This window comes from Variovorax sp. Root318D1 (assembly GCF_001424835.1).
In the GTDB taxonomy this organism is placed as follows: domain Bacteria; phylum Pseudomonadota; class Gammaproteobacteria; order Burkholderiales; family Burkholderiaceae_C; genus Variovorax.
The window spans coordinates 1-20,988 of record NZ_LMCQ01000015.1; the positions used below are offsets into that span (position 1 = coordinate 1).

Genomic DNA, 20,988 nt, shown 5'->3' on the forward strand with positions numbered 1-20,988 from the left:
AGGCGACCCCTACTGTCTGCGTCCCTYCGCTGCGCTRCGGGMAACCTGCGGTGCTCGACTCCGGCGGGGGTCCGCAGAACTCGCTTCGCTCAAACAGCTGCGGCCCTGATCCCGCCTSCATCTGCGCTCCTCGGCGCATACAGAAGGGGTGGGRGCGGGCAGCCTTCGCTCTCGCTCGGCCCCAACAGCCAATACCGAAGCCCACGTCACCAACCACCGCGACGCGCAGCGCCGCGGTGGCCTGGTGGCCTGGTGGCCGAGCGAAGCAAAGGCCCGTTCGGTCTCCAAGCCCCTCTGTATGCGCCGAGGAGCGCAGGGTTTCGCGGATCAGGGCTCGCAGCTGTCTGAGCGAAGCGAGTTCTGCGAGACCCCGCGAAACCCGAGCACCGCAGGTTGCCCGCAGCGCAGCGGAGGGTCGCAGACAGTGGGGTCGCCTTTCTTTTGCCTACGTTTCTTTGGCGAAGCAAAGAAAAGTAGGTCGCCCGCCGGGGCGAGTCCCGGCCTCGGGAAGCAAACACTCAAAGCAAGCCAAAAACATTACATTGCACACAATTGAATTGCACACTACAATTCACCCCATGCCTACCCAACAGACCTCGGACGAAATGCTCAAGCTGGACAACCAGCTCTGCTTCGCCGTCTATTCCGCCTCGTTGGCCATGACCCGTCTCTACAAGCCGGTCCTGGAAAAGCTGCAGCTCACCTACCCCCAATACCTCGTGATGCTCGCCCTCTGGGAGCAAGACGGCCCCACGGTCTCCGCGCTCGGCGAACGCCTCTCGCTCGACTCCGGCACGCTCACGCCGCTGCTCAAGCGGCTCGAAGCCAACGGCTACGTGGCCAGGGTGCGCGACTCGGCCGACGAGCGCCGCGTGCACATCACACTCACCGCCACCGGCCGCAAGCTCAAGACCCGCGCCGCCAATGTGCCCGAATGCCTGATGGCGGCCGCCCAGTGCTCGGTGCCCGAACTGATTTCGCTGACCCAGCAGATCCAGTCGCTGCGCGACCGCATCAAGAAGGCGGCCTGACGACAGGACTCCCGATTTTCTCCCCGCTTCAATCGAAAAAAGAGAGAAGCAGCTTTTTCACCCTCCTCCATCATCATCAAAGGAATCACCATGACCACCAAGCTCGACAAGGTTCTCTACACCGCTGAAGCCCACACCGTCGGCGGCCGCGAAGGCGCAGGCAAGTCCAGCGACGGCGCCATCGACGTCAAGCTGAGCTCGCCTGGTTCGGGCAAGCCCGGCACCAACCCCGAGCAGCTGTTCGCGGTCGGCTACGCTGCCTGCTTCATCGGCGCGATGAAGGCCGTCGGCCCGAAGATCGGCGTCAAGGTGCCTGAAGACGTGGCTATCGACTCGAAGGTTTCCCTTGGCCCGACGAACGGCGGCGCTGCCTACGGCATTTCCGTTCAGCTGGCGATCACGCTGCCCGGCCTGGACGCAGACCAGAAGCAGAAGCTGGTCGACACCGCCCACCAGGTGTGCCCGTACTCGAACGCCACGCGCGGCAACATCGACGTCGAACTGACGATCGCCTGATCCGTCTCGCGCCCGGCGCGAGATCAACAGAAGAAAAAGCGCCCCGGCCACAAGCCGGGGCGCTTTTTTCATTCGCGCCGTCGTGTCTCACGGGTGACGCCGAATCGCCTCGCGCGATGGCGCCTTTCATCAAGCTTGGCTAATGTGGCTGCACGCCGCACATCGCAACCCGCCCACACACCGTGGAGATCGAGACAAACACCATGAGCACCACCAGCTTCCTGATCCGCAAGGACCAGCTCCCCACCACGCGCCTGCACACCGCCACCGACGGGCCGCTGGCCGACGGCCAGGTACGCGTTCGCATCGACAGCTTTGCGCTCACCTCCAACAACATCACCTACGCGGCCTTTGGCGATGCCATGAGCTATTGGCAGTTCTTTCCGACCGGCGAAGAAGGCTGGGGCAGCATCCCGGTGTGGGGGTTCGGCAGCGTGGTGCAGTCGCTGCACCCGGGCGTGGCGGTGGGCGAACGGCTCTACGGCTATTGGCCGATGTCGTCGACTGCGGTGCTGAGCCCTGACCGTCTCACATCGGCGCGTTTCACCGACGCCGCTGCGCACCGCGCGGCGCTGCCCGCGGTCTACAACCAGTATTTCCGCTGCAACGCCGATCCGCTCTACACCGCGGACACCGAAGACCTGCAGGCGCTGCTGCGCCCTCTGTTCATCACCTCGTGGCTGATCGACGACTTCATGGCCGATAACGACTTCTTCGGCGCCAGCACCATGCTGCTGTCGAGCGCGTCGAGCAAGACGGCCTACGGCACGGCCTTCCAGCTGCACCAGCGCAAAGGCATCGAGGTGATCGGCCTGACCTCGCCCGCCAACGTGGCCTTTTGCGAAAGCCTGGGCTGCTACGACCGGGTGGTGACCTACGACGCGCTCGACACCATCGCGGCCGACACGCCCGCGGTGTACGTGGATTTCGCCGGCAACGGCGAGCTCCGCAATGCCATCCACGCGCGCTTCGCGAACCTCAAGTACAGCTGCTCGATCGGCGGCACGCATGTCGAACAGCTGGCCGCCCAGGGCGCGGGCAAGGACCTGCCCGGCCCACGCGCCACGCTGTTCTTTGCGCCGGCGCAGATCAAGAAGCGCACCGCCGAATGGGGCGCCGACGAATTCGGCCGCCGCATGGTGGCCGCCTGGCACGACTTCCTTGCCACCGTGACCGATGCGAAGACCCCCTGGCTGCGCGCCGAACACCACCATGGCGGCGAGGCGGTGCAGGCAGCGTATGCGCGGGTGCTGGCCGGCAAGGGCGACCCGCGCACCGGACATATTCTTTCGCTTTACAAACAACCCGGCGGGCTGTGACGCCGGGAGGGCCCATGTAGCGACAATGGCTGCATGACCCCTTCCCCCGCGGCGCCTGCCAACACACATCCTTACGAGAGCCTCACGCCCGACGTGGTGCTCGACGCGCTCGCGACGCTCGGCCTTCACGGCGATGGCCGGCTCACCGGCCTGAACTCCTATGAAAACCGGGTCTACCAGGTGTTCCTGGAGGACCGCAGTGCTGTCGTGGTCAAGTTCTATCGGCCCGAGCGCTGGAGCGAGGCCGCGATCCTGGAAGAGCATGGCTTCTCGCTCGAATTGGCCGCGGCCGAAGTGCCCGCCGTGGCGCCACTGGCCTTCGACGGCACCACCCTGCACCACCACGGCGGCTTCGCCTTCAGCGTGAGCCCGTATCGCGGCGGCCGCGCGCCGGAGCTCGACGATTTCGAAGTGCTCGAATGGGTCGGCCGCTTTCTCGCGCGCATCCACACCGTGGGCAGCGCCAAGCCTTTCGAGGCCCGGCCCGCGCTGGACCTGCAGACCTTCGGCATCGCCTCGCGCGACTGGCTGCTGGGGCACGACAAGGTGCCGCTCGACGTGCAGCGCGACTGGGAAAAGGCCTGCAACGAGGCGCTCGACATGATCGCTGCCACCGCGCTGGCGGTGGACGCCCCCGCGTCCTCCGGCTTCCAGCCGCGCAAGCTGCGGCTGCACGGCGATGTGCATCCCGGCAACATCCTGTGGACGCCCACCGACCGCCCGGGCGGCGGCCCGCACTTCGTCGACCTCGACGACGCGCGCACGGGCTTCGCGGTGCAGGATCTGTGGATGCTGCTCTCGGGCGAGCGCGCGCAGCGCACCGCGCAGCTCTCGGGGCTGCTCGACGGCTACGAGCAGTTCCGCGAATTCGACCGCCGCGAACTCGCGCTGATCGAACCGTTGCGCACCTTGCGGCTCATCCATTACAGCGCCTGGCTCGCACGGCGCTGGGAAGACCCGATCTTTCCAATCAACTTTCCGTGGTTCGGCTCCAGCGACTACTGGAAGGGCCAGATCCTCGTGCTGCAGGAGCAATGCGAGCAGATGGCCGAAGAGCCGCTCTACGCCTGAGCGCCCGCGCTATGCCTATGCCGCCCGGCTGGTCTTCAGGCCCTGCCCCGCGGCCCAGGCGGCCACGTCTTCGCGCTTGATCGCCGCGGCCATCAGGCCCGGGAAGGCATCCGGCGTGCAGGCGAACGACGGCACGCCGAGCGCGGCCAGCTTGGCGGCCAGGTCGCGGTCGTAGGCGGGCGCGCCCTCGTCGCTGAGCGCCAGCAGCGCGATGAACTGCACGCCGGCTTCCACCAGTTCGTTGGCGCGCCGCAGCAGGTTGCCTTCGACCCCGCCTTCGTACAGATCGGAGATCAGGATCAGGATGGTGTTGCGCGGCTCGCGCACCAGGCTCTGGCAATAGCCCACCGCGCCGTTGATGTCGGTGCCGCCGCCCAGCTGCACGCCGAACAGCAGGTCCACCGGGTCTTGCAGCTGCTCGGTCATGTCGACCACGGCGGTGTCGAACACCACGAGCTTGGTCGACACGGCCGGCAGGCTCGCCATGACGGCGCCGAAGATGCTCGAATAGACCACCGAGGCGGCCATCGAGCCGCTCTGGTCGATGCACAGGATCACCTCGCGCTGCGGCTGGCGGGCCTTCCGGCCGTAGCCGACCAGCGTCTGCGGCACCACGGTGCGGTAGGCGGGCTGCCAGTGGCGCAGGTTGGCACGGATGGTGCGGTTCCAGTCGATCTCCGAATGCCGCGGCCGGCGGTTGCGCTGGCTGCGGTTGAGCGCACCGCTCACGGCGCTGCGCATCGGTTCCTCGAGCCGCTTCATGAGCTCGTCGACCACCTTGCGCACCACGGCGCGCGCGGTGTCCTTGGTGCCGGCCGGAATCACGCTCGACAACGCCACGAGGTTCGCAACCAGATGCACGTCGGGCTGCGCGTTCTCGAGCATCTCGGGCTGCAGCAGCATCTGGCGCAGGTTGAGCCGCTCCATCGCATCGCGCTGCATCACCTGCACCACCTGGCTCGGAAAATACTTGCGGATGTCGCCGAGCCAGCGCGCCACACTGGGCGCCGAATCACCGCGTCCGCCGCGCTGGCCGCCCTGGCCCAGGCCGCGGCGGCCGTCGGCTTCATAGAGCGCGGCAAGCGCCTGGTCGATCTCGCGCACGCGGCCCTCGACGGCGCCGCAGCTGGCGTTGGCCTCGCTGCCGAGCACGAGCCGCCAGCGCTGCAGGCGGCCGGTGGGTGGCGGTGCCTCTTCTTCGAGGTCGGCGGGGTCCGGATTCACGCTCATGCTTTCACTCCCAGCAATTCCCGCAGCATCGGCAGCGCGAGCACCGCGCGTGTTTCGTCCCAATCGGCCGCGGCGGTGGCCGTCGAAGCCGTACCGCCCGTAGCGCCGCGCCTGGCGCGCTCGCCCAGGGCACGCCGGTCGGCGCCCGAAAAATCCGCGAAGCTGCGGCGCACCAACGGCAGCACCTGCACGAAGTGCTCTTCACCAAGCCCCGAGAGCCAGCCGTCGACCAGCGACCAGACGGCCTCGTCGTGCAGCAGCACCATCGCATTGCGGTTGAGAAAACCTTCGAGCCACGCGGCCGCTTCGGTCGGCGGTGCGCCGGAAGAAAGGTTGCGCGCGAGCTGCTGCGAGGCGCCATCGCTGTCGAGCTGCGCGTCGTCGAGCAGCAGCCGGCAGCTCACGCCGCGCAAGAGCGAGGCCGCGCTTTCGCTGAAGGCGATGGCGCGCAGCGCAGTACGCCAGGCGGTGGTGGTCTCTTCGCCGTCGCGCAGGCGCACGGCGTCGTGCGCGGCAATGAGCCGGGTGCGCAATGCCTCGGCGGCTTCGGCATCGAGCGCGCCGCAGGCGATCGGCAGGCCGATGGCACCGCGCACGATCAGGCTGTCCAGCACGTGCGAGAGCAGCGCGCTGTCGGTTTGGCGCACGCTGCCGTAGCGGAACACGTTGGCCAGCGGCGGCACCGCGCCGATGAGCTGCACCGCGTCGCCGGTGAGCGCGGCGCGGTCTTCGAGCGCGCGGGTCACAGCCTGCACGGCCACTGGCAGGTCGGCCAGCAGCACGGTGTCGACCTGCTCGGCCAGTGCGGTGAGCGAGGTTTCCGCGGCCAGTCCCTCCATCACGCGCGCGCTCGCGGCGCGGGCCACGGTGGCGCCGAAGCGGCTGGCTTCGATGATGCGCAGCGCGAACTCGGGCTGCCACTGCAACTGCCACACCTCGTGGAAGGTGCCCCGGCTCGCGCGCTGGCCGGCGGTGATCTCGCCCCAGGGCAGGTCGAGCAGGCGCAGGCGATGCAGCAGGTGGCTGCGCGCAAGGTCGTTGGGCTGGCGCAGATCGAGGTCGAGCGTCTTGGCGGTTGCCTCGGGCTTCAGGCGCAGGCTCTTTTGCGCCTGTTCGATGTCGCGCTGCAGCGGCACGGTCGGCACTTCGGCCGGCACCTGGCCCATGCGGTCGCCGACGGTGAGGCGCTCGCGGATCAGCGTGAGCGGCGCCTGCTCGCCCATGCAGATGACGCTGCGCACGGCCTCGTCGAGTTCGGGCAGACCGGGCGCGGGACGCTCGCGCAGAGCGGCCAGGGTGTCGGCGAGGCGCGTGGCTTCGATCAGATGGGCAGACGAGCAATCGAGGTCGTGCGCGCGCAGCAGCCTCGCTACACGTGCAAGCCAGCCCGTCGTGCGGCGGGCCACCTCGTGCCCCTGCTGCCACAGGTGTTCGTACCAGCCGGGCGAATCGATGCCGGCGCCGTAGCCGCTGGCGCTCGTGAGGTGGCGATAGGTCCACGGCACCCAGGTGGCAAGCACCTTGAGCTTGGGCAGGCCCTTGAGCAGCGCGGCATCGGCCTTGGCAGTGGCCGCGCCTTGCAGCGCGGGCACGTGCCAGGCGCCGCAGACGACGGCGATGCGCTGGTGGCCGGCTTTCACGGCCTCGCGGATCGATTGCCGCATGAAGGCTTCGCGCTGCTGTTCGCGCTCCATGGCGCGTTGCCCGCGCCGGTCTTCGGGCGTCTCGGCGCGCACGGCGGCCATGGCTTCGGCGATGGCGCCGAACAGGTCTTCGCCGTCGCCGCGCTCCTCGACCATGTGGTTCCACCAGCTCTCGCCGTCGGCATAGCCGGCGGCGTGGGCGAGCCAGTCGAAGGGATCGTCGGGCAGTGCTGCGGTGGCCACCGGTTCCTGCTCTGGCGCTTCGACCGTTTCGGAGACGGGCACCTTGTCGGTCTCGTCGTCGTCGAGCGGCGTTTCGACCGGTGCTTCAGCCTTGGCCTCGTCGGCCTCGCGCGCCGCCTGGTCGATGGCCATGCGATGCGCCTGCGGCAGATCGATGAAGCGCGTGGGCAAGCCATGCTTCACGCCCCATTGCAGCGCCTGCCACTCGGGCGAGAACTCGGCGAATGGGTAGAAGGCAGCCAGGCGCGTGTCGTCGTTCGCATGCACCAGCATCGCGACCGGCGGATGCAGCTCGGCATGCGCCATGAAGGAGAGCAGGCCCTCGGCCTCGGGCGGCCCTTCGACCAGGATGCAGTCGGGCTGCAGTGATTCGAAGGCGCGCAGCAGGCTGCGCGCGCAGCCGGGCCCGTGGTGGCGGATGCCGAAGTAGTGCAGCGGTGAAGCCATGTGCGGATCGCGTGAGGACGCAGGTGATCGCGCCGGGCTCAGAGCTGTTCGCGGCAGGCGCGGTACAGGTCCTTCCAGTCGGTGCGTTCCTTGACCACGGTTTCGAGATATTCCTTCCACACCACGTGGTCCTGCACCGGGTCCTTGATGACCGCGCCGATCAGGCCTGAGGCGACGTCGGCCGAGCGCAGCACGCCGTCGCCGAAATGGCCCGCCAGCGCCATGCCGCTGTTGATGACGGAGATGGCCTCGGCGGTGGAGAGCGTGGAGGTCGGCGACTTGATGCGCGTCTTGCCGTCCTCGGTCTGGCCGTTGCGCAGTTCGCGGAAGATCTGAACCACGCGGCGCACTTCCTGCAGCGCGGGCGGCTCGGCCGGCAGCGCGAGCGCGCGGCCGAGTTCGGACACGCGCTTGACCACGATCTGCACTTCCTCCGCTTCGCTGGCCGGCACCGGCAGCACCACCGTGTTGAAGCGGCGCTTGAGCGCGCTGGAAAGTTCGTTCACGCCCTTGTCGCGGTTGTTGGCGGTCGCGATCACCGAAAAGCCGCGCACGGCCTGCACCTCGCTGCCGAGCTCGGGAATGGGCAGCGTCTTTTCGGACAGCACGGTGATCAGCGTGTCCTGCACGTCGGCCGGAATGCGCGTGAGCTCTTCGACGCGCGCGATCTTGCCGAGGCGCATTGCATGCACCAGCGGGCTCGGCACCAGCGCCTTTTCGGAAGGGCCGTTGGCCAGCAGCTCGGCGTAGTTCCAGCCGTAGCGAAGCTGCTCCTCGCTGGTACCGGCCGTGCCCTGGATCAGCATGGTCGAGTCGCCGCTCACGGCGGCGGCCAGGTGCTCCGACACCCACGACTTGGCGGTGCCCGGCACGCCGTAGAGCAACAGCGCACGGTCGGTCGCGAGCGTGGAGACCGCGATCTCCATGAGCCGGGGATTGCCGATGTACTTGGGGCTGACCTCGAAGCCGTTGGCCAGCTTGCCGCCCATCAGGTAGGTGAGCACGGCCCAGGGCGAGAGCTTCCAGTTGGCCGGGCGCTGGCGGTCGTCGACCTTCTGAAGCGCATCGAGTTCTTCGGCGAATTGCTGTTCGGCATGCTGGCGCAGGACATTGCTCATGGACGGCCTTGGGAAGATGAAGAGGTGGGCTGGGAACGAAGGGTTGAAAACAGCTGGCGCGCGCGCACGATGCGTGCGGTGTCACCCAGCGCGTTGGCAAGGCCGGGGCTTTCCTCGGCCGCGCGCGGCAGATTGGCCAGGAGGTGCAGCGCACTCGCATGAAGCAGCGCGGCCGCATCGCCGAGCACCTGGCGCAGCACGTAGTCGTTGACGAGATCGCCGCGTTCGACGCGGGTGCGCAGTGCGCTCGCAAGCTTCAGCGAGAGTTCGGCGGAAGGGGTTTCGCCGGGCGCGCAGGCCTGCTCGGCGAACGCGACCACCTCCTGCACGCCGTTGCCCGATTCGCCGAGTTCGCGGACCCAGTGACGCTCGCGCCTTTCACGCGGCAGCAGTGCCAGCAGCTGGCCCACCCACGCGCGCTGGGTGCGCGCGCGGTCGAGCATGGCGTCGCACCAGTCGAAATCCGGGGTCGCCACGATCGCGTCGTTCCAGCCGCGCAGCAGTGCGTCCTTCCAGTCGCCTTTCGCGGCCCAGTCGAGCAGCGCGGCGGGCGCCATGCCGGTGCGCGCGGTCCACCATGCGAGCGGGGCCTGGCGCACGAGCTGGTAGAGCCACCAGGCGCGTTCGCCGAGGCTTTCGTGGGTCGGACGCGCGGCGTCGATGGCATCGTCCTTCCAGCGCGGATCGGCGGCTTCCGGTGATTTCAGCTGCCACGCTCCGCCCTCCTGCGAAAGCAGCGGCGAGAGGAAGGCCTCGATGCGCTGCACGTGGGCGCTCGCGGGCAGCCGTTGCAGCAGTTCGACCGCGGCCTGCCGCACGTCGCGGGCGCGATCCTTGAGTTGGGCCTCGAGCAGGGCTTCGTCACCGGGGCCGATGTTCTCGGCCAGCGCGCCCAGCAGCGCGGCGCGCTCCTTCGCCGGGAGTTGCGGCAGTTCCGCCGCAAGGCGTTCGCGCGCGGCGGCGGGATCGGTGCGGCGCTGTTCGGCCAGCACCGCGCGCCGCTGTTCGAGGCTGCCCTCATCCCAACGTGTCTGTGCATCGGCCTGCTCGCTGGCACCGACGGCATAGCGCCACTCGTCGTTGCGTGCGGCAAGCCAGAGTCCGCGCTCGCCGAGCGCAGGAATCACGGCGGGCCGGAGGTCGACGGCGCGGCGGCCGGCGTCGAGTGCGGCGGGCAGCAGGTTGTGCGGCAGGCGCAGGCCGGCGGCGGCCAGCGCGGCGAGGCCTTCGCATTGCAAACGCAGCGGTCCGCTCGCGAGTGCGTCGGCGATGGCGGCTTGCAGCGCGGCATCTTTCAGCACGGGGCGTTCGTCGGCGGCGGCGACCGGTACGTCGGAAGGCGAGAGGCCCGGCGCCACGAAGCCGGCACGGCGGCCGATGGCTACGGCGCCTGCGGCACGCAGGAGCTGGCCCTGTGCTTCGCCGGCCTGTATGGCTTGCAGCAGCGCGGCGAATTCGCCGCCTGCCATTCCTTGAGCTGCAGGCACGGGCTGACGGGCAGTGCCGACCAGCGCGGTCTGCAGCAGCGAGTTCCAATGGCTCATTCGATAACCTCCGCGCTCACGCGCTGCGGTATTCGCCTTGGGGCGGCCCGGCGGCTCATGTCCGCACTCCGCTCAAGGTCCAGACCGGCGCGCTGCCCGCTGCGGCACCCGGAGCCCAGGCGGTGAGCGGCGCGAACTGCTCGCCGTCCCATTCGCCGAAGACGCGCAGCGGCGCGCCGCCCGAGTGCGCCAGCAACTGCCACGCCTCCTGCGTGGCCAATTGCATCGGCAGCGCCTGCGGCGCGGCTTCCAGGCGCAGCCACCATTGGTCGCCGTGCCGCGCGGGAATGGCTTCGGTCCACACCATCGGCAGCAGCGGTTGCCAGGGGTTGGCGGCGATCTGTTGCGCCATGCGCTGCCATTCGTCAGATGTGTTCGGCACGGGCTCGGCCGGTGCGGCGGGTGCTTCGGTCAGCAGCTCGGCCACCAGCGCGCGCTGCGAGGCATGGCCCGGATAGAAGCACAGCACTGCAGCGCGCTCGCTGCCGCTGACCCATCCGGTTTCGAAACCCCGGCCGCCATGCGAATAGTCGAGCAGCAGGGCACGCCGCCCGCTCGCGCGGCCTTGCAGCCAGACATGGCGCTCGACCAGCTTGGTGTCACGCTCGTCGGTGCACTGGCCCAGCACGAGCCAGTGGTCGGCAACGCGCTCGCCATCCGCCAGCAAGGCTTCGCGGTCCTGGGGCCAGCCGAGCGCGGTGCGCAGGTCGGCCAGCGTGGCGGGCGAGAGCGTTTCGCGGCGCGGCACCGCATCGACGATCAGTTGAAGCCGGCCCAGCCGGTCGAGCAGCCGCGCCGGCCAGCCTTCACCGGCGCCGATGAGTTCGGCCGCCTGCACGATGCGCTGGCCGAGCCCCGGCGCCTGCGCATCGACCATGCGCGCGGCCATCGAGCCCCAGGCCTGCTGCTGCTCGCTGCCGAGCGAGGCAAGGCCGCGCTGGGTCTGGTCGTCGAGCCAGCGCGCGAGCTCCTGCGTGCCAGCCTCGATGCGCTTCCAGCGCTGCGCGTCGCGCTTGGCGGCCGCGGCGGGATCGGGCGCGGCCGGGGCTTCGGCGGCGCGCGCTTCCTTCTTCTCGGCCTTGTCGCGCCGCGAAGCGATCCACTCGGACACCCAGGCCGGCGGCGTGCCCGCGGTGAAGCTGGCTTCGCTCTGCGCGCGCAGCAGCATCAGCGCGAGGCCGTGCTTGCAGGGGAACTTGCGGCTCGGACAGGAACAGCGGAACACCGGGCCGGCGAGGTCGGCCTGCGTCTGGTACGGCTTGCTGCCGCTGCCCTGGCATTCGCCCCACACCGCATCGTCGGAATACCCGAGCGTGGGCCACTTGGCTGGTGCGAGCAGGCCCTTGGCGGCTTTCGCCGAGGCATCGTCGGGAGCGAGCGCCAGGACGGCTTCTGTGCTGAGAGTCATCGGGGCACCCTCGCGCCGGTCCGCGGCGCGGAAGATTGGAAAAGCGCGGCCATCAAGGCGCGACGGGATTGCCCGGCGTGCCGAGGCTGCCGGCCGGAAGGGCCGCGGCATCGGCCGGCGTGCGGTAAGACACGCGCACCGCGGAAGGCTGCGGCGCCGCCTGCGGTGCGGAAGCGGTGACCGGCTTTGTCACGCCCCCTTTGGTGACCGTGACCGGCGCAGCGGGCGGAATGGTTGCCACGGGAGCCACGCCGGTAATGCCAGTCGTACCGGATACCGGGACCGTAGCCCCGATCGCCGCCGTAGTGACTGGCGCGGCGCCGCCCGCCGGCGCGTACCCGGCTTTCCCCGCATTGGGGTCGTGCAACACCACGCTCTTGCCCACGCCGACGCCGGTGCCGATCGGCCCGATGCCGACGCCCACGCCCACGCCCGCGGTGCCGGCCACCACGCCGGCGTTGTTGACCACCACGCCCGCGCCGAGCGGGCCCCAGCCGGTGTTGAGCCCGACGGAGAAATTGCCGTCCTTGGTCGCGCCCAGCCCGAGCGAGAGCCCGGGCACCAGCGGAATGCCGATGTGATAGTGCGAACAGCCGCCCACCAGGAACAACAGCGGCACCGCCACGGCGGCGGCTGTTGCCCGGACGGTGTGCGGCCGGGGGTTCACACCAGCAGCGCGTTCACGCGCCTCACGTAGGCCGCGGGGTCGGCCGGCAGGCCGCCTTCGGCCAAAAGCGCTTGGTCGAAAAGAATGTTCGCAAGGTCGTCGAAATGCGCCGAGCCTTCGAGCTTCTTCACCAGCGCATGCTCGGCGTTCACTTCGAGCACCGGCTTGAGGTCGGGCGCGGGCTGGCCGGCCTGCTTGAGCATGCGCGCGAGCTGCGTGCTCATGCCGCCGTCCTGCACCACCAGGCAGGCGGGCGAATCGACCAGGCGCGTGGTCACGCGCACGTCCTCGGCCTTGTCCTTGAGGGCTTCCTTGAGCTTCTCGAGCAGCGGCTTGAACGATTCGGCGGCTTCCTCGGCGGCCTTCTTCTCGGCCTCGTCCTGCAGCTTGCCAAGATCGACCGCGCCCTTGGCCACGCTCTGCAGCGGCGTGCCGTCAAACTCGGTCAGGTAGTTGAGCGCCCATTCGTCGACGCGGTCGGTCATGAGCAGCACCTCGATGCCCTTCTTCTTGAAGACCTCGAGCTGCGGGCTGTTCTTGGCGGCGGCCAGCGTGTCGGCCGTGATGTAGTAGATCGCGTCCTGGCCTTCCTTCATGCGCGCCTTGTAGTCGGCAAAGCTCACGCTCGCCGTGTCGCTCGTGGTGGAGGCAAAGCGCAAGAGCTTGGCGATGCGGTCGCGGTTGGCGAAGTCTTCACCCAGGCCTTCCTTCAGCACGGCGCCGAACTCGGCATAGAACCTGGCGTACTTGCCCGATTCGTCGGCGTACTCGGCCGCCGCTTCGGCAGCCGGCATGGCTTTCTTGTCGACCACGTCGGTGATGTCGGCCGCCATCTCGGTCGGATCGGGCGCGGGCACCGATTCCCCGGAGCCGACGTCGATCTTGCCTTCGGCGCTTTCGGGCGCGGTCTTCTGCTTCTTCGCCAGGTCTTCGAGCATGGAGAGCACGCGCTTGGTGCTGCCCTCGCGGATGGCCTTCACGTCGCGACTTTCCTGCAGCAGTTCACGGCTCACGTTGAGCGGCAGGTCGGACGAGTCGATCACGCCCTTCACGAAACGCAAGTAGCTCGGCAGCAGGGCTTCGGCGTCGTCCATGATGAAGACGCGCTTCACGTAGAGCTTGACGCCCGCGCTCTTCTCGCGGTTCCACAGGTCGAACGGGGCCTTCGAGGGGATGAAGAGCAGCTGCGTGTACTCGGTGCTGCCCTCCACGCGGTTGTGGCTCCAGGCGAGCGGCGCCTCGTAGTCGTGGCTGACGGTCTTGTAGAACTCTTCGTACTGCTCGGGCGTGATGTCTTTCTTGTTGCGGCTCCACAGGGCATTGGCCTTGTTGACCGTTTCCCATTCGCCGGTCTTGACCATGTCGCCGGGCTGGTCGTTCTCGCCTTCCCTCCACTCCTCTTTTTCCATGAGGATGGGCAGCGAGATGTGGTCGGAATACTTGCCGACGATCTGCTTGAGCTTCCAGGCGTTGAGGTATTCGTCGGCGTCGTCGCGCAGGTGCAGGGTGATGCTCGTGCCGCGCTCGGCGCGCGTGATGTCGGCCACTTCGAAGTCGCCGGCACCGCCGCTCACCCATCGCACGCCCTGCTCCGGCGGCAGGCCGGCGCGGCGCGATTCAACCGTGATCTTGTCGGCCACGATAAAGCCCGAGTAGAAGCCCACGCCAAACTGCCCGATGAGCTGCGCGTCGGCTTTCTGGTCGCCGCTGAGCTTGCTCATGAAGTCCTTGGTACCACTTTTTGCGATGGTGCCGAGGTGGTCGATCGCTTCCTGGCGCGACAGGCCGATGCCCTTGTCGGTGATGGTGATGGTGCGCGCGGCCTTGTCGAACGAAAGGCGCACGTCCAGGTTGGGCTGGTCTTCGTACAGCTCGGGGTGGTCGATGGCCTCGAAGCGCAGCTTGTCGCATGCGTCCGAAGCGTTCGAGATCAACTCGCGCAGGAAGATTTCCTTGTTGGAATACAACGCATGCGTGACGAGGTGCAGAAGCTGCGCGACTTCAGCCTGGAAAGGAAGTTTCGTATTGGAGGAATCAGCCATGGGAAAGAAGAAATGTCGAACTGAAAAATTCTACGCCGGGCGGCCGCCGGGGCGCGACTGGCTTATCAACTCTGCGAGTTGGGGCTTGCACCCCAAGAAAACAATATCTGCCGGAAGCATGTTTTTTTGGAGCCTACCTCGGTTGCGATTCGACCTCGCGGGTCCAGCGGTCGATCAGCCGCTTGCGCTCGGCGGCCTTGCCGTATTTCTCGAAGTCGTACTTGATGAGCTTCACGTCGGCCATCGACGGAATGCGCGCGTCAGGCTTGAAGGTCTTGTTGGCCGGCGACTGCAGGCTGCCGACCTGCCCGCCGACCGCCTGGCCGGCCGGGCTCATGAGCCAGTCGTAGTAGCGCCTGGCATTCTCCTTGTTGCGCGCGCCCTTGACCAGCGCGATGCCGCCCACCTCGTAGCCGGTGCCTTCGCAGGGCGCGGCGGTCTTCACCGGAAATTTGTCGTAGCGCCAACGCTCGAAGCCGAAGATAAAGCTCACGCCGATCGCCACCTCCCCCTTGGCCACGTTGGGCGCCTGCGCCTGGCCGCTGCGGGTGTAGCTGGTGACGTTGCGGTGCAGCTTCTTCAGGTAGTCGAAGGCCGCGTCCTCGCCCATCTGCTGCACCAGCCCCGCGATGATGGTGTAGGCCGTGCCGCTCGAGGCGGGGTGCGAAATTTCTATCTCGCCCCTGTACTCGGGCTTGACCAGGTCAGCCCAGCACTTCGGCTCGCTCAGCTTCTTTTTCTTGAGCAGGTCGGTGTTGAAGCCAAAGCCGATGGCGCTGGTGTAGAAGCCGCCCACCATGTTCTGCGACATGGCGTACTGGCGCACCGCCCAATCGTGCAGGTCGTTGATGTAGGCAGGGCGGTAGGGCTCCAGCAAACCCTGTTCGGCGGCCTGCAGGAACGGGTCTCCGGTGCCGCCCCACCAGATGTCGGTCTTGGGGTTGGCCGCCTCGGCGCGAAGCTGGGCGCCGATCTCGCCCGTGCCCTTGTGCGCCTGCTGCACCTTGATGCCGGTCTCGCGCGTGAAGGCCGCGGCGGCCGCCTCGCACCAGCCCGCGTCGGTGCTGCAGAGCGCATTCACCGTGCCCTGTGCCGCCGCGCCCGCGGAAAAGAAAAACGCCATGGCGCCCGCGCATGCGGCAAAAAAGGCCGCGGCATTCCTGGTGGCAATGAAGGGGCGCATGCGTTCTTCTCCTGCAGATGGTTTTATTGGAAAGGCCGAGCCCGCAGGATAGCGGGCAAAACTGCGTTCAGCGCGCCGCCAGCAGCGGCGGCAGGTGCTCGGCCAGCCAGTCGACCACCACCCGCGTCTTGTGGGGCAGGTAGCGGCTCCGGGAGCGGATGACGTTGAGCTCGAAGCCGAAGAGCCGCGGCTCTTCGAACACGCGCACCAGCGTGCCGGTGGCCAGCGCATCTGCCGCGAGCCAGGCCGGCAGGCGCGCCAGGCCCATGCCACCGATTGCGGCTTCGAGCAGCACCTCGGCACTGTCGCAGCGTAGACGCGAAGGCGGCACCACCTCGACAAGTCGTCCCTCGGCGTCGTGGAAGCGCCAAGACGAGATCTGCCCGTCTCGCGCATAGAGCACCGCCTCGTGCGCCGAAGCGGCGAGCTCGGCCACGTCGGCGGGGCGCCCGTGCTTCGCCAGGTACGCAGGGGCGGCGCACAGCACCATCCATTGCGTGCCGACCGGCCGCGCCACCAAGTCGGCGGTGTCGGGCAGCTCGCCGCTTCGAATGGCGAGGTCGAGGCCCTCTTCAGCCAGGTCCACGCGCCGGTCGTTGAAGGAAAGCTCCAGCGAAAGCCCGGGGTGTCGGCGCGCCAGCGCGAGCAGCAGCGGCCCGACCTTCAGCCGCCCGAGCATCGCCGGCATGCTGAGGCGCACCAGCCCGGCGGCGGTGCTGCGGGCAGCGTCCGCCATGGCTTCGGCCGCATCGAGCTCGGCCAGCGCGCGCCGGCAACGCTCGTAGTAGCCGTGGCCTTCCTCGGTGAGGCTCTGGCTGCGGGTGGTGCGCAAGAAAAGTCGCGTGCCCAGCCGCGCCTCGAGCCGCGCAATGCTCTTGGCCACCGCCGATCGCGTGACGTGCAGCCGCTGCGCAGCAAGCGCAAAGCTGCCGGCCTCGGCGGCTGCGACGAACTCTTCGATGCCTTGCAGACGTTGGCTCATTGGATATTTTCAGGCGCCATCAAGTTGAAAATTATCCAACACTGGATAGAACTCGTCACCAATAGCATGAAGGCTCCCTTGTTTTCCTCGAAGGAGTCTTTTTCATGCAGGAACCTCGAACGCTTCGCCGCTGGCAACTTTTTTCCTTCGGCCGCGAGCACCTCGAGCAGGTCGAACAGCCGCTCCCCGCGCCCGGCCCGGGACAGATCCTCGTGCGGGTGGGCGCGGTGTCGCTCAACTACCGCGACTTGCTGATGGTCCGCGACGGCATGGGCATGGCGTTCGACTTGCCCTTCACGCCCGGCTCCGACATGGCCGGCACCGTGGCGGCGGTGGGCCCCGGCGTGCAGCGCTTCGCCATTGGCGACCGTGTGGTCAACACCTTCTGGGGCGGCTGGATCGACGGACAGTGGCCAACCGGGGCCGTGCTGGCGGGCGGGCCCGGCCCGGGCATGCTGGCCTCGCACGTGCTGCTCGATGCGGCCTGGGCCGTGGCGGCGCCGGCTACGCTGGACTTCGCCGAAGCGAGCACGCTGCCGTGCGCCGGCCTCACCGCGTGGTTTGCGCTGGCCGAAACCGGCGCGCTGCGGCCTGGACAGACCGTGCTGATCCACGGCACCGGCGGCGTGGCGCTGTTCGGCCTGCAACTGGCGCGGTTGCATGGCGCGCGCGCCATCGTCATTTCTGGCAGCGAAGACAAGCGCGCGCAAACCCTTGCGCTCGGCGCCAGCCACGTGCTGATGCGAGATGGCGACTGGCCGGCTGAAGTGCGCCGGTTCACCGGAGGCCGCGGCGCCGACCACGTGCTCGAACTCGCGAGCGGGCCGAATCTCGACCGGTCACTGCAGGCCGTGGCGCAGGGCGGCCGCGTGTCGATCATCGGCATGCTCGGCGGCGAGACGCTGAGTGCGTCCTTCTATGCGATGGTGCTCGGCCGCGTCACGGTGCAGGGCATCGGCGTGGGCCATCGGCGTGCGCTCGAAGACCTGGTGCGCGCCATCGACGCCAATGCGCTCAAGCCCGTGATCGCGGCGCGCTACGCATTCGAAGCGCTGCCTGAAGCGCTCGACCACCTTGCGCGCGGTGCGTTCGGCAAGATCGTCGTCATGCTCTGACAAGGCCTCTTGGCTGCTTGCATTGCGGGCTTCAAAAAACAAAAGCCCCCCCGATGTGTGAACAGGTTCCGTTCGCCGCCACAACCTGCGTGGCGCATGCGTGTTCCGTTCCTAGAATCCGCCCGCGCTATGGCCGGGGAGGCCTTGGCGCCTTTTCTCAATTCAAGGACGGAACAGCATGGAACACAGCATTTACAAGAAATGGGCGGCCGAATTCGTGGGTACTTTCTGGCTCACCCTGGGCGGCTGCGGAAGCGCCGTCCTCGCGGCCGTCTTTCCGGGCAATCTGGGCATCGGTTTCCTGGGGGTGTCGCTGGCGTTCGGCCTCACGGTGGTAACGGGAGCCTATGCGCTCGGGCCCATCTCGGGCGGCCACTTCAATCCGGCCGTCTCGATCGGCCTCGCGGCCGCGGGGCGCTTCAAGGCCTCGCAGCTCGCGGGCTACATCGTTGCCCAGGTGCTGGGTGCCATTGCCGCGGCCGGCGTGCTCTACCTGATTGCCACCGGCAAGTCCGGCGCCGACATCGGCGGCTTTGCCACCAACGGCTATGGCGAGCACTCGCCCGGCAAGTACGGCATGACCGCAGCGCTCGTGTGCGAAGTGGTGATGACCGCAGTTTTCCTCATTGTGATCCTCGGCTCGACCGCCAAGCGCGCAGCCGGCGGCTTCGCGGGCCTGGCCATCGGCCTGTGCCTCACGCTGATCCACCTGGTCTCCATTCCGGTGACCAACACTTCGGTCAACCCGGCGCGCAGCACGGGCCCGGCGCTGTTCGGCCCGTCATATGCCATGTCGGAGCTGTGGCTCTTCTGGGCCGCGCCCATTGCGGGCGCGGTCATCGGCGCGGTGATCTACCGCGTGCTGCTCAGCAATACCAACGACGACTGACTGAAGTAGTCGTCGGCAGCGGATCAGCTGCCGCTGGCCGACTGCACCAGCGGCAGCGAGGTCGATTGCCCGATCGATTCGGTGCCAGTGGCGTGCGATGCCGCATAGGCGCCGGCCTGCACATCGGACACCGGGATGGTCGAGTTCATGGCCGGCGCGCTGGTCGACTGCCCGATGGACTCGGTGCCGCTGGGCCGTGCGGCGGCCATCGCGCCCGCCTGCACCTCGGGGTTCTCGGGCGAATTCATCTGCAACGGGTGGTAGTCCGAACCGTCCATCGTTTCGGCCGACGCATGGACGGCGCCGAGCGCCGCGAACGCGGTAAAGGAACCAAGGGCAAGAAGCTTGAAGGAAGTGCGCATGGTGTGTGCTCCTGAGTGGCTATGGATGGTGTCTCGGGCCTTGTGCCACCGCGCGAGCTGCGCGTTGCAGGGCCTGGACGCACTCTAGGCAGCCGGACTGAGCGGGCCGTGAGCAAACAATTAGGGCAGCATGAGGGGCACGGCCGGCAAAGGCAGATGCACCCGCGCCATCAGCCCCGGGCCGCCTCCTACTTCTTCACTCCGATTGCGCAGCTCAATGCGCAAACCATGCCTTTCGGCGGCCGTGCGCGCAATGGCCAGCCCGAGCCCGCTGCCGCCCGCCGGCGCGCCCGGCACGCGAAAGAAGCGGTCGAACACGCGGGCTATCGACGAGGCCGGAATGCCCGGCCCGTTGTCGAGCACGTCGACCACCGCATGGCCTTCGAACTCGTGCAGCCGAACGTCGACCACACCGCCTTCAGGCGCATAGCGCAGCGCGTTGTCGATGAGGTTGTCGAACACGCTGCGCAGCTCGGCCGGCGGCGCCAGCACCACCGGCGCAATGCGGCCTTCGAAGCCGATGTCGACGCGGCGCGCGTCGGCCAGCACCATCAGCTGGCTCACGCTCTCGCGCAGCAAGGTCTCGATATCGACTGGCTCGCGCGATGCGGCTCGGCTCGGCGCGTCTTGGCGCGAGAGGCTCAGCAGTTGCTCGATCAGGTGCTGCGCCCGCGTGACGCCGGCCTCGAGCTGGTTGAAGCGCTCGGTCGCTTCGCCCGCGGGCACGTGCGCGCGCAGGTTCTCGATCTGCAGGCCGATGGCGGCCATGGGCGTGCGCAACTCGTGCGCCGCGTCCTGCACGAAGCGGCGCTGGGTGGCGAAGGCATTCCGCACGCGCGACAGCAGGTGGTTGAACGCCTGGACCAGCGGCGCGATCTCGTCGGGAACCCGCGCCAATGAAAGATCGGTGGGACTGCGCTCGTCCTGCGAGGCCACGTCGCGCGCCACGGCGCGCAGCGAGCGCGAGGCCGCCGAAACGATGAGCCACAGGATCAACAGGGCCAGCGGCAGCAGCAACGCAATGGGCAGTCCTTCGAGCAGCGCGCGGCGCAATGTCCGGCGCCGACGGTAGTCCTCGTTCTGCAAAACCTGCACACGCGGTTGGTCGGCACGCGGTCCGGGTTCTGCGGTGAAAACACGCCAGCGCGAATGCGGGTGCACGCCGGTGCTCGTATCGCTGAAACCCGGCTCCGGATGCAGCGGCACGGCTGCCAAAGGCGCCCATGAACTCGCGCCCAGCGTGCGGCCGTCGGCGCTCCAGAGCTGGACCACGAAGGCGCCGCGCAGCAGGGCGGCATCGGCGTCGAGCGGGCGCGGCGTGCGGGGCGGATCGCCGCCGGCATAAGAATCGGCCACCAGCCGCATCTGCTCGTCGAGGGCATTGTGGACCAGGTCGCCATAGGCCACGAAGGTGAACCACGCCGTGATCGCCGCTGCGACCAGGTGCAGCGTGACCAGCCAGAACAGCAACTGCGTGCGCAGCGAGCGCGGGCGCCACCAGCGGGCGCTCATGCCGCCACGCGCCAGCCCAGTCCGCGCACGTTTCGAATCGATTCCGCGCCGAGCTTGCGGCGCATGCCGTGGATCAGCACGTCGATGGCGTTGCTGGTCACTTCTTCGCCCCAGCCGTAGATGCGGTTCTCGAGTTGCTCGCGCGAGAGGATGGCGCCGGGCCGTTCGAGCAAGGCGTGCAGCAGCGCAAACTCGCGCGCCGTCAGCGCCTCGCGCGCCCCGCCGGTCACCACCTCGCGCGTGGTCAGGTCCAGCTGAAGCGTGCTCCCGCCGATCAGCGAATGCGCGGCACCGTCGCGCCGGCGCACCACGGCCCGCATGCGCGCAAGCAGCTCGCGAAATTCGAAAGGCTTGAGCAGATAGTCGTCGGCGCCCAGGTCCAGGCTGTGGATGCGGTCGTCGAGCCCGTCGCGCGCGGTGAGCACCAGCACCGGCGTGGCATCGCCGCGTTCGCGCGCGCGCCGCAGCACCTCGGTGCCGTCCTGGCGCGGCAGGCCCAGGTCGAGCAGCACGCAGGTGTAGTCGCCGTCGCCGAGCGCGCTTTGCGCCAGCTCGCCGTCGCGCACCCAGTCGGCCGACCAGCCGGCGCCCTCGAGCGCCTGCTTCAGGCTGCGCCCGATCATTTCGTCGTCTTCCACCAGCAGTACACGCATCGCGTCGACTCCT

The 20,988-nt window shown here is 68.4% G+C and carries 18 protein-coding genes; 6 read left to right on the forward strand and 12 right to left on the reverse strand.

What is annotated here, in order from left to right:
- The first annotated feature begins 578 nt into the window (after window positions 1-578).
- The 4 genes from ASC78_RS14095 (at window position 579) to ASC78_RS14110 (ending at window position 3,937) form a co-directional block, all read left to right on the forward strand.
- Window positions 579-1,031: a MarR family winged helix-turn-helix transcriptional regulator gene (locus ASC78_RS14095; RefSeq protein ID WP_055802373.1), complete on the forward strand. Its 453-nt coding sequence runs from the start codon at window positions 579-581 to the stop codon at window positions 1,029-1,031.
- Between the two features lie 90 nt (window positions 1,032-1,121).
- Entirely contained in the window at window positions 1,122-1,547 is a 426-nt protein-coding gene (locus ASC78_RS14100) for an organic hydroperoxide resistance protein (protein ID WP_055802375.1), read from the forward strand.
- A 203-nt stretch (window positions 1,548-1,750) separates the two neighbouring features.
- On the forward strand, window positions 1,751-2,866 hold the full coding sequence (locus ASC78_RS14105) for a DUF2855 family protein (protein WP_055802427.1): 1,116 nt from the start codon (window positions 1,751-1,753) through the stop codon (window positions 2,864-2,866).
- Between the two features lie 33 nt (window positions 2,867-2,899).
- Window positions 2,900-3,937, forward strand: a complete 1,038-nt coding sequence (locus ASC78_RS14110) for a serine/threonine protein kinase (protein ID WP_055802378.1) — start codon at window positions 2,900-2,902, stop codon at window positions 3,935-3,937.
- A gap of 15 nt (window positions 3,938-3,952) precedes the next feature.
- Here the strand turns inward: ASC78_RS14110 and ASC78_RS14115 are convergent, their stop codons facing one another.
- From ASC78_RS14115 to ASC78_RS14155, 9 genes are all read right to left on the reverse strand, one after another.
- Window positions 3,953-5,167, reverse strand: a complete 1,215-nt coding sequence (locus tag ASC78_RS14115) for a VWA domain-containing protein (RefSeq protein ID WP_055802379.1) — start codon at window positions 5,165-5,167, stop codon at window positions 3,953-3,955.
- Window positions 5,164-7,500 carry a DUF5682 family protein gene (locus ASC78_RS14120; protein ID WP_055802381.1) on the reverse strand — a complete coding sequence of 779 codons (2,337 nt, stop codon included), beginning with the start codon at window positions 7,498-7,500 and terminating at the stop codon, window positions 5,164-5,166. The genes ASC78_RS14115 and ASC78_RS14120 overlap by 4 nt, the downstream gene beginning before the upstream one ends.
- Before the next feature lie 38 nt (window positions 7,501-7,538).
- Complete coding sequence (locus ASC78_RS14125; protein WP_055802383.1) at window positions 7,539-8,618, reverse strand: ATP-binding protein; 1,080 nt, start codon at window positions 8,616-8,618, stop codon at window positions 7,539-7,541.
- Window positions 8,615-10,162: a DUF5691 domain-containing protein gene (locus ASC78_RS14130; RefSeq protein ID WP_055802385.1), complete on the reverse strand. Its 1,548-nt coding sequence runs from the start codon at window positions 10,160-10,162 to the stop codon at window positions 8,615-8,617. The genes ASC78_RS14125 and ASC78_RS14130 overlap by 4 nt, the downstream gene beginning before the upstream one ends.
- A gap of 55 nt (window positions 10,163-10,217) precedes the next feature.
- A complete protein-coding gene (locus ASC78_RS14135; protein WP_082517531.1) occupies window positions 10,218-11,570 on the reverse strand; it encodes an SWIM zinc finger family protein in 1,353 nt (450 codons plus the stop codon).
- A 52-nt stretch (window positions 11,571-11,622) separates the two neighbouring features.
- Window positions 11,623-12,237 (reverse strand): hypothetical protein, encoded by a 615-nt coding sequence (locus ASC78_RS14140; RefSeq protein WP_055802387.1) that lies wholly within the window; start codon window positions 12,235-12,237, stop codon window positions 11,623-11,625.
- Window positions 12,234-14,279: a molecular chaperone HtpG gene (gene htpG / locus ASC78_RS14145; RefSeq protein WP_055802389.1), complete on the reverse strand. Its 2,046-nt coding sequence runs from the start codon at window positions 14,277-14,279 to the stop codon at window positions 12,234-12,236. The genes ASC78_RS14140 and htpG overlap by 4 nt, the downstream gene beginning before the upstream one ends.
- A 133-nt stretch (window positions 14,280-14,412) precedes the next feature.
- The gene (locus tag ASC78_RS14150) at window positions 14,413-15,462 is read right to left on the reverse strand and encodes an ABC transporter substrate-binding protein (protein WP_055802391.1); all 1,050 of its coding nucleotides are present in this window, start codon (window positions 15,460-15,462) and stop codon (window positions 14,413-14,415) included.
- Window positions 15,463-15,529: 67 nt separating this feature from the next.
- Window positions 15,530-16,444, reverse strand: coding sequence for a LysR family transcriptional regulator (locus tag ASC78_RS14155; RefSeq protein ID WP_055802393.1), 915 nt, complete (start codon window positions 16,442-16,444; stop codon window positions 15,530-15,532).
- Between the two features lie 104 nt (window positions 16,445-16,548).
- Between ASC78_RS14155 and ASC78_RS14160 the strand changes: the two genes are divergently transcribed.
- Entirely contained in the window at window positions 16,549-17,559 is a 1,011-nt protein-coding gene (locus ASC78_RS14160) for a zinc-dependent alcohol dehydrogenase family protein (protein WP_055802395.1), read from the forward strand.
- A 178-nt stretch (window positions 17,560-17,737) separates the two neighbouring features.
- Window positions 17,738-18,448: an aquaporin Z gene (gene aqpZ, locus ASC78_RS14165; protein WP_055802398.1), complete on the forward strand. Its 711-nt coding sequence runs from the start codon at window positions 17,738-17,740 to the stop codon at window positions 18,446-18,448.
- A 23-nt stretch (window positions 18,449-18,471) separates the two neighbouring features.
- Here the strand turns inward: aqpZ and ASC78_RS14170 are convergent, their stop codons facing one another.
- The 3 genes from ASC78_RS14170 to ASC78_RS14180 form a co-directional block, all read right to left on the reverse strand.
- Window positions 18,472-18,810, reverse strand: coding sequence for a hypothetical protein (locus tag ASC78_RS14170; protein WP_055802400.1), 339 nt, complete (start codon window positions 18,808-18,810; stop codon window positions 18,472-18,474).
- A 120-nt stretch (window positions 18,811-18,930) separates the two neighbouring features.
- Window positions 18,931-20,322 carry a sensor histidine kinase gene (locus ASC78_RS14175; protein WP_055802402.1) on the reverse strand — a complete coding sequence of 464 codons (1,392 nt, stop codon included), beginning with the start codon at window positions 20,320-20,322 and terminating at the stop codon, window positions 18,931-18,933.
- Window positions 20,319-20,975 carry a response regulator gene (locus tag ASC78_RS14180; RefSeq protein WP_055802404.1) on the reverse strand — a complete coding sequence of 219 codons (657 nt, stop codon included), beginning with the start codon at window positions 20,973-20,975 and terminating at the stop codon, window positions 20,319-20,321. Before ASC78_RS14180 ends, ASC78_RS14175 begins: the two co-directional genes overlap by 4 nt.
- Window positions 20,976-20,988 lie beyond the last annotated feature (13 nt).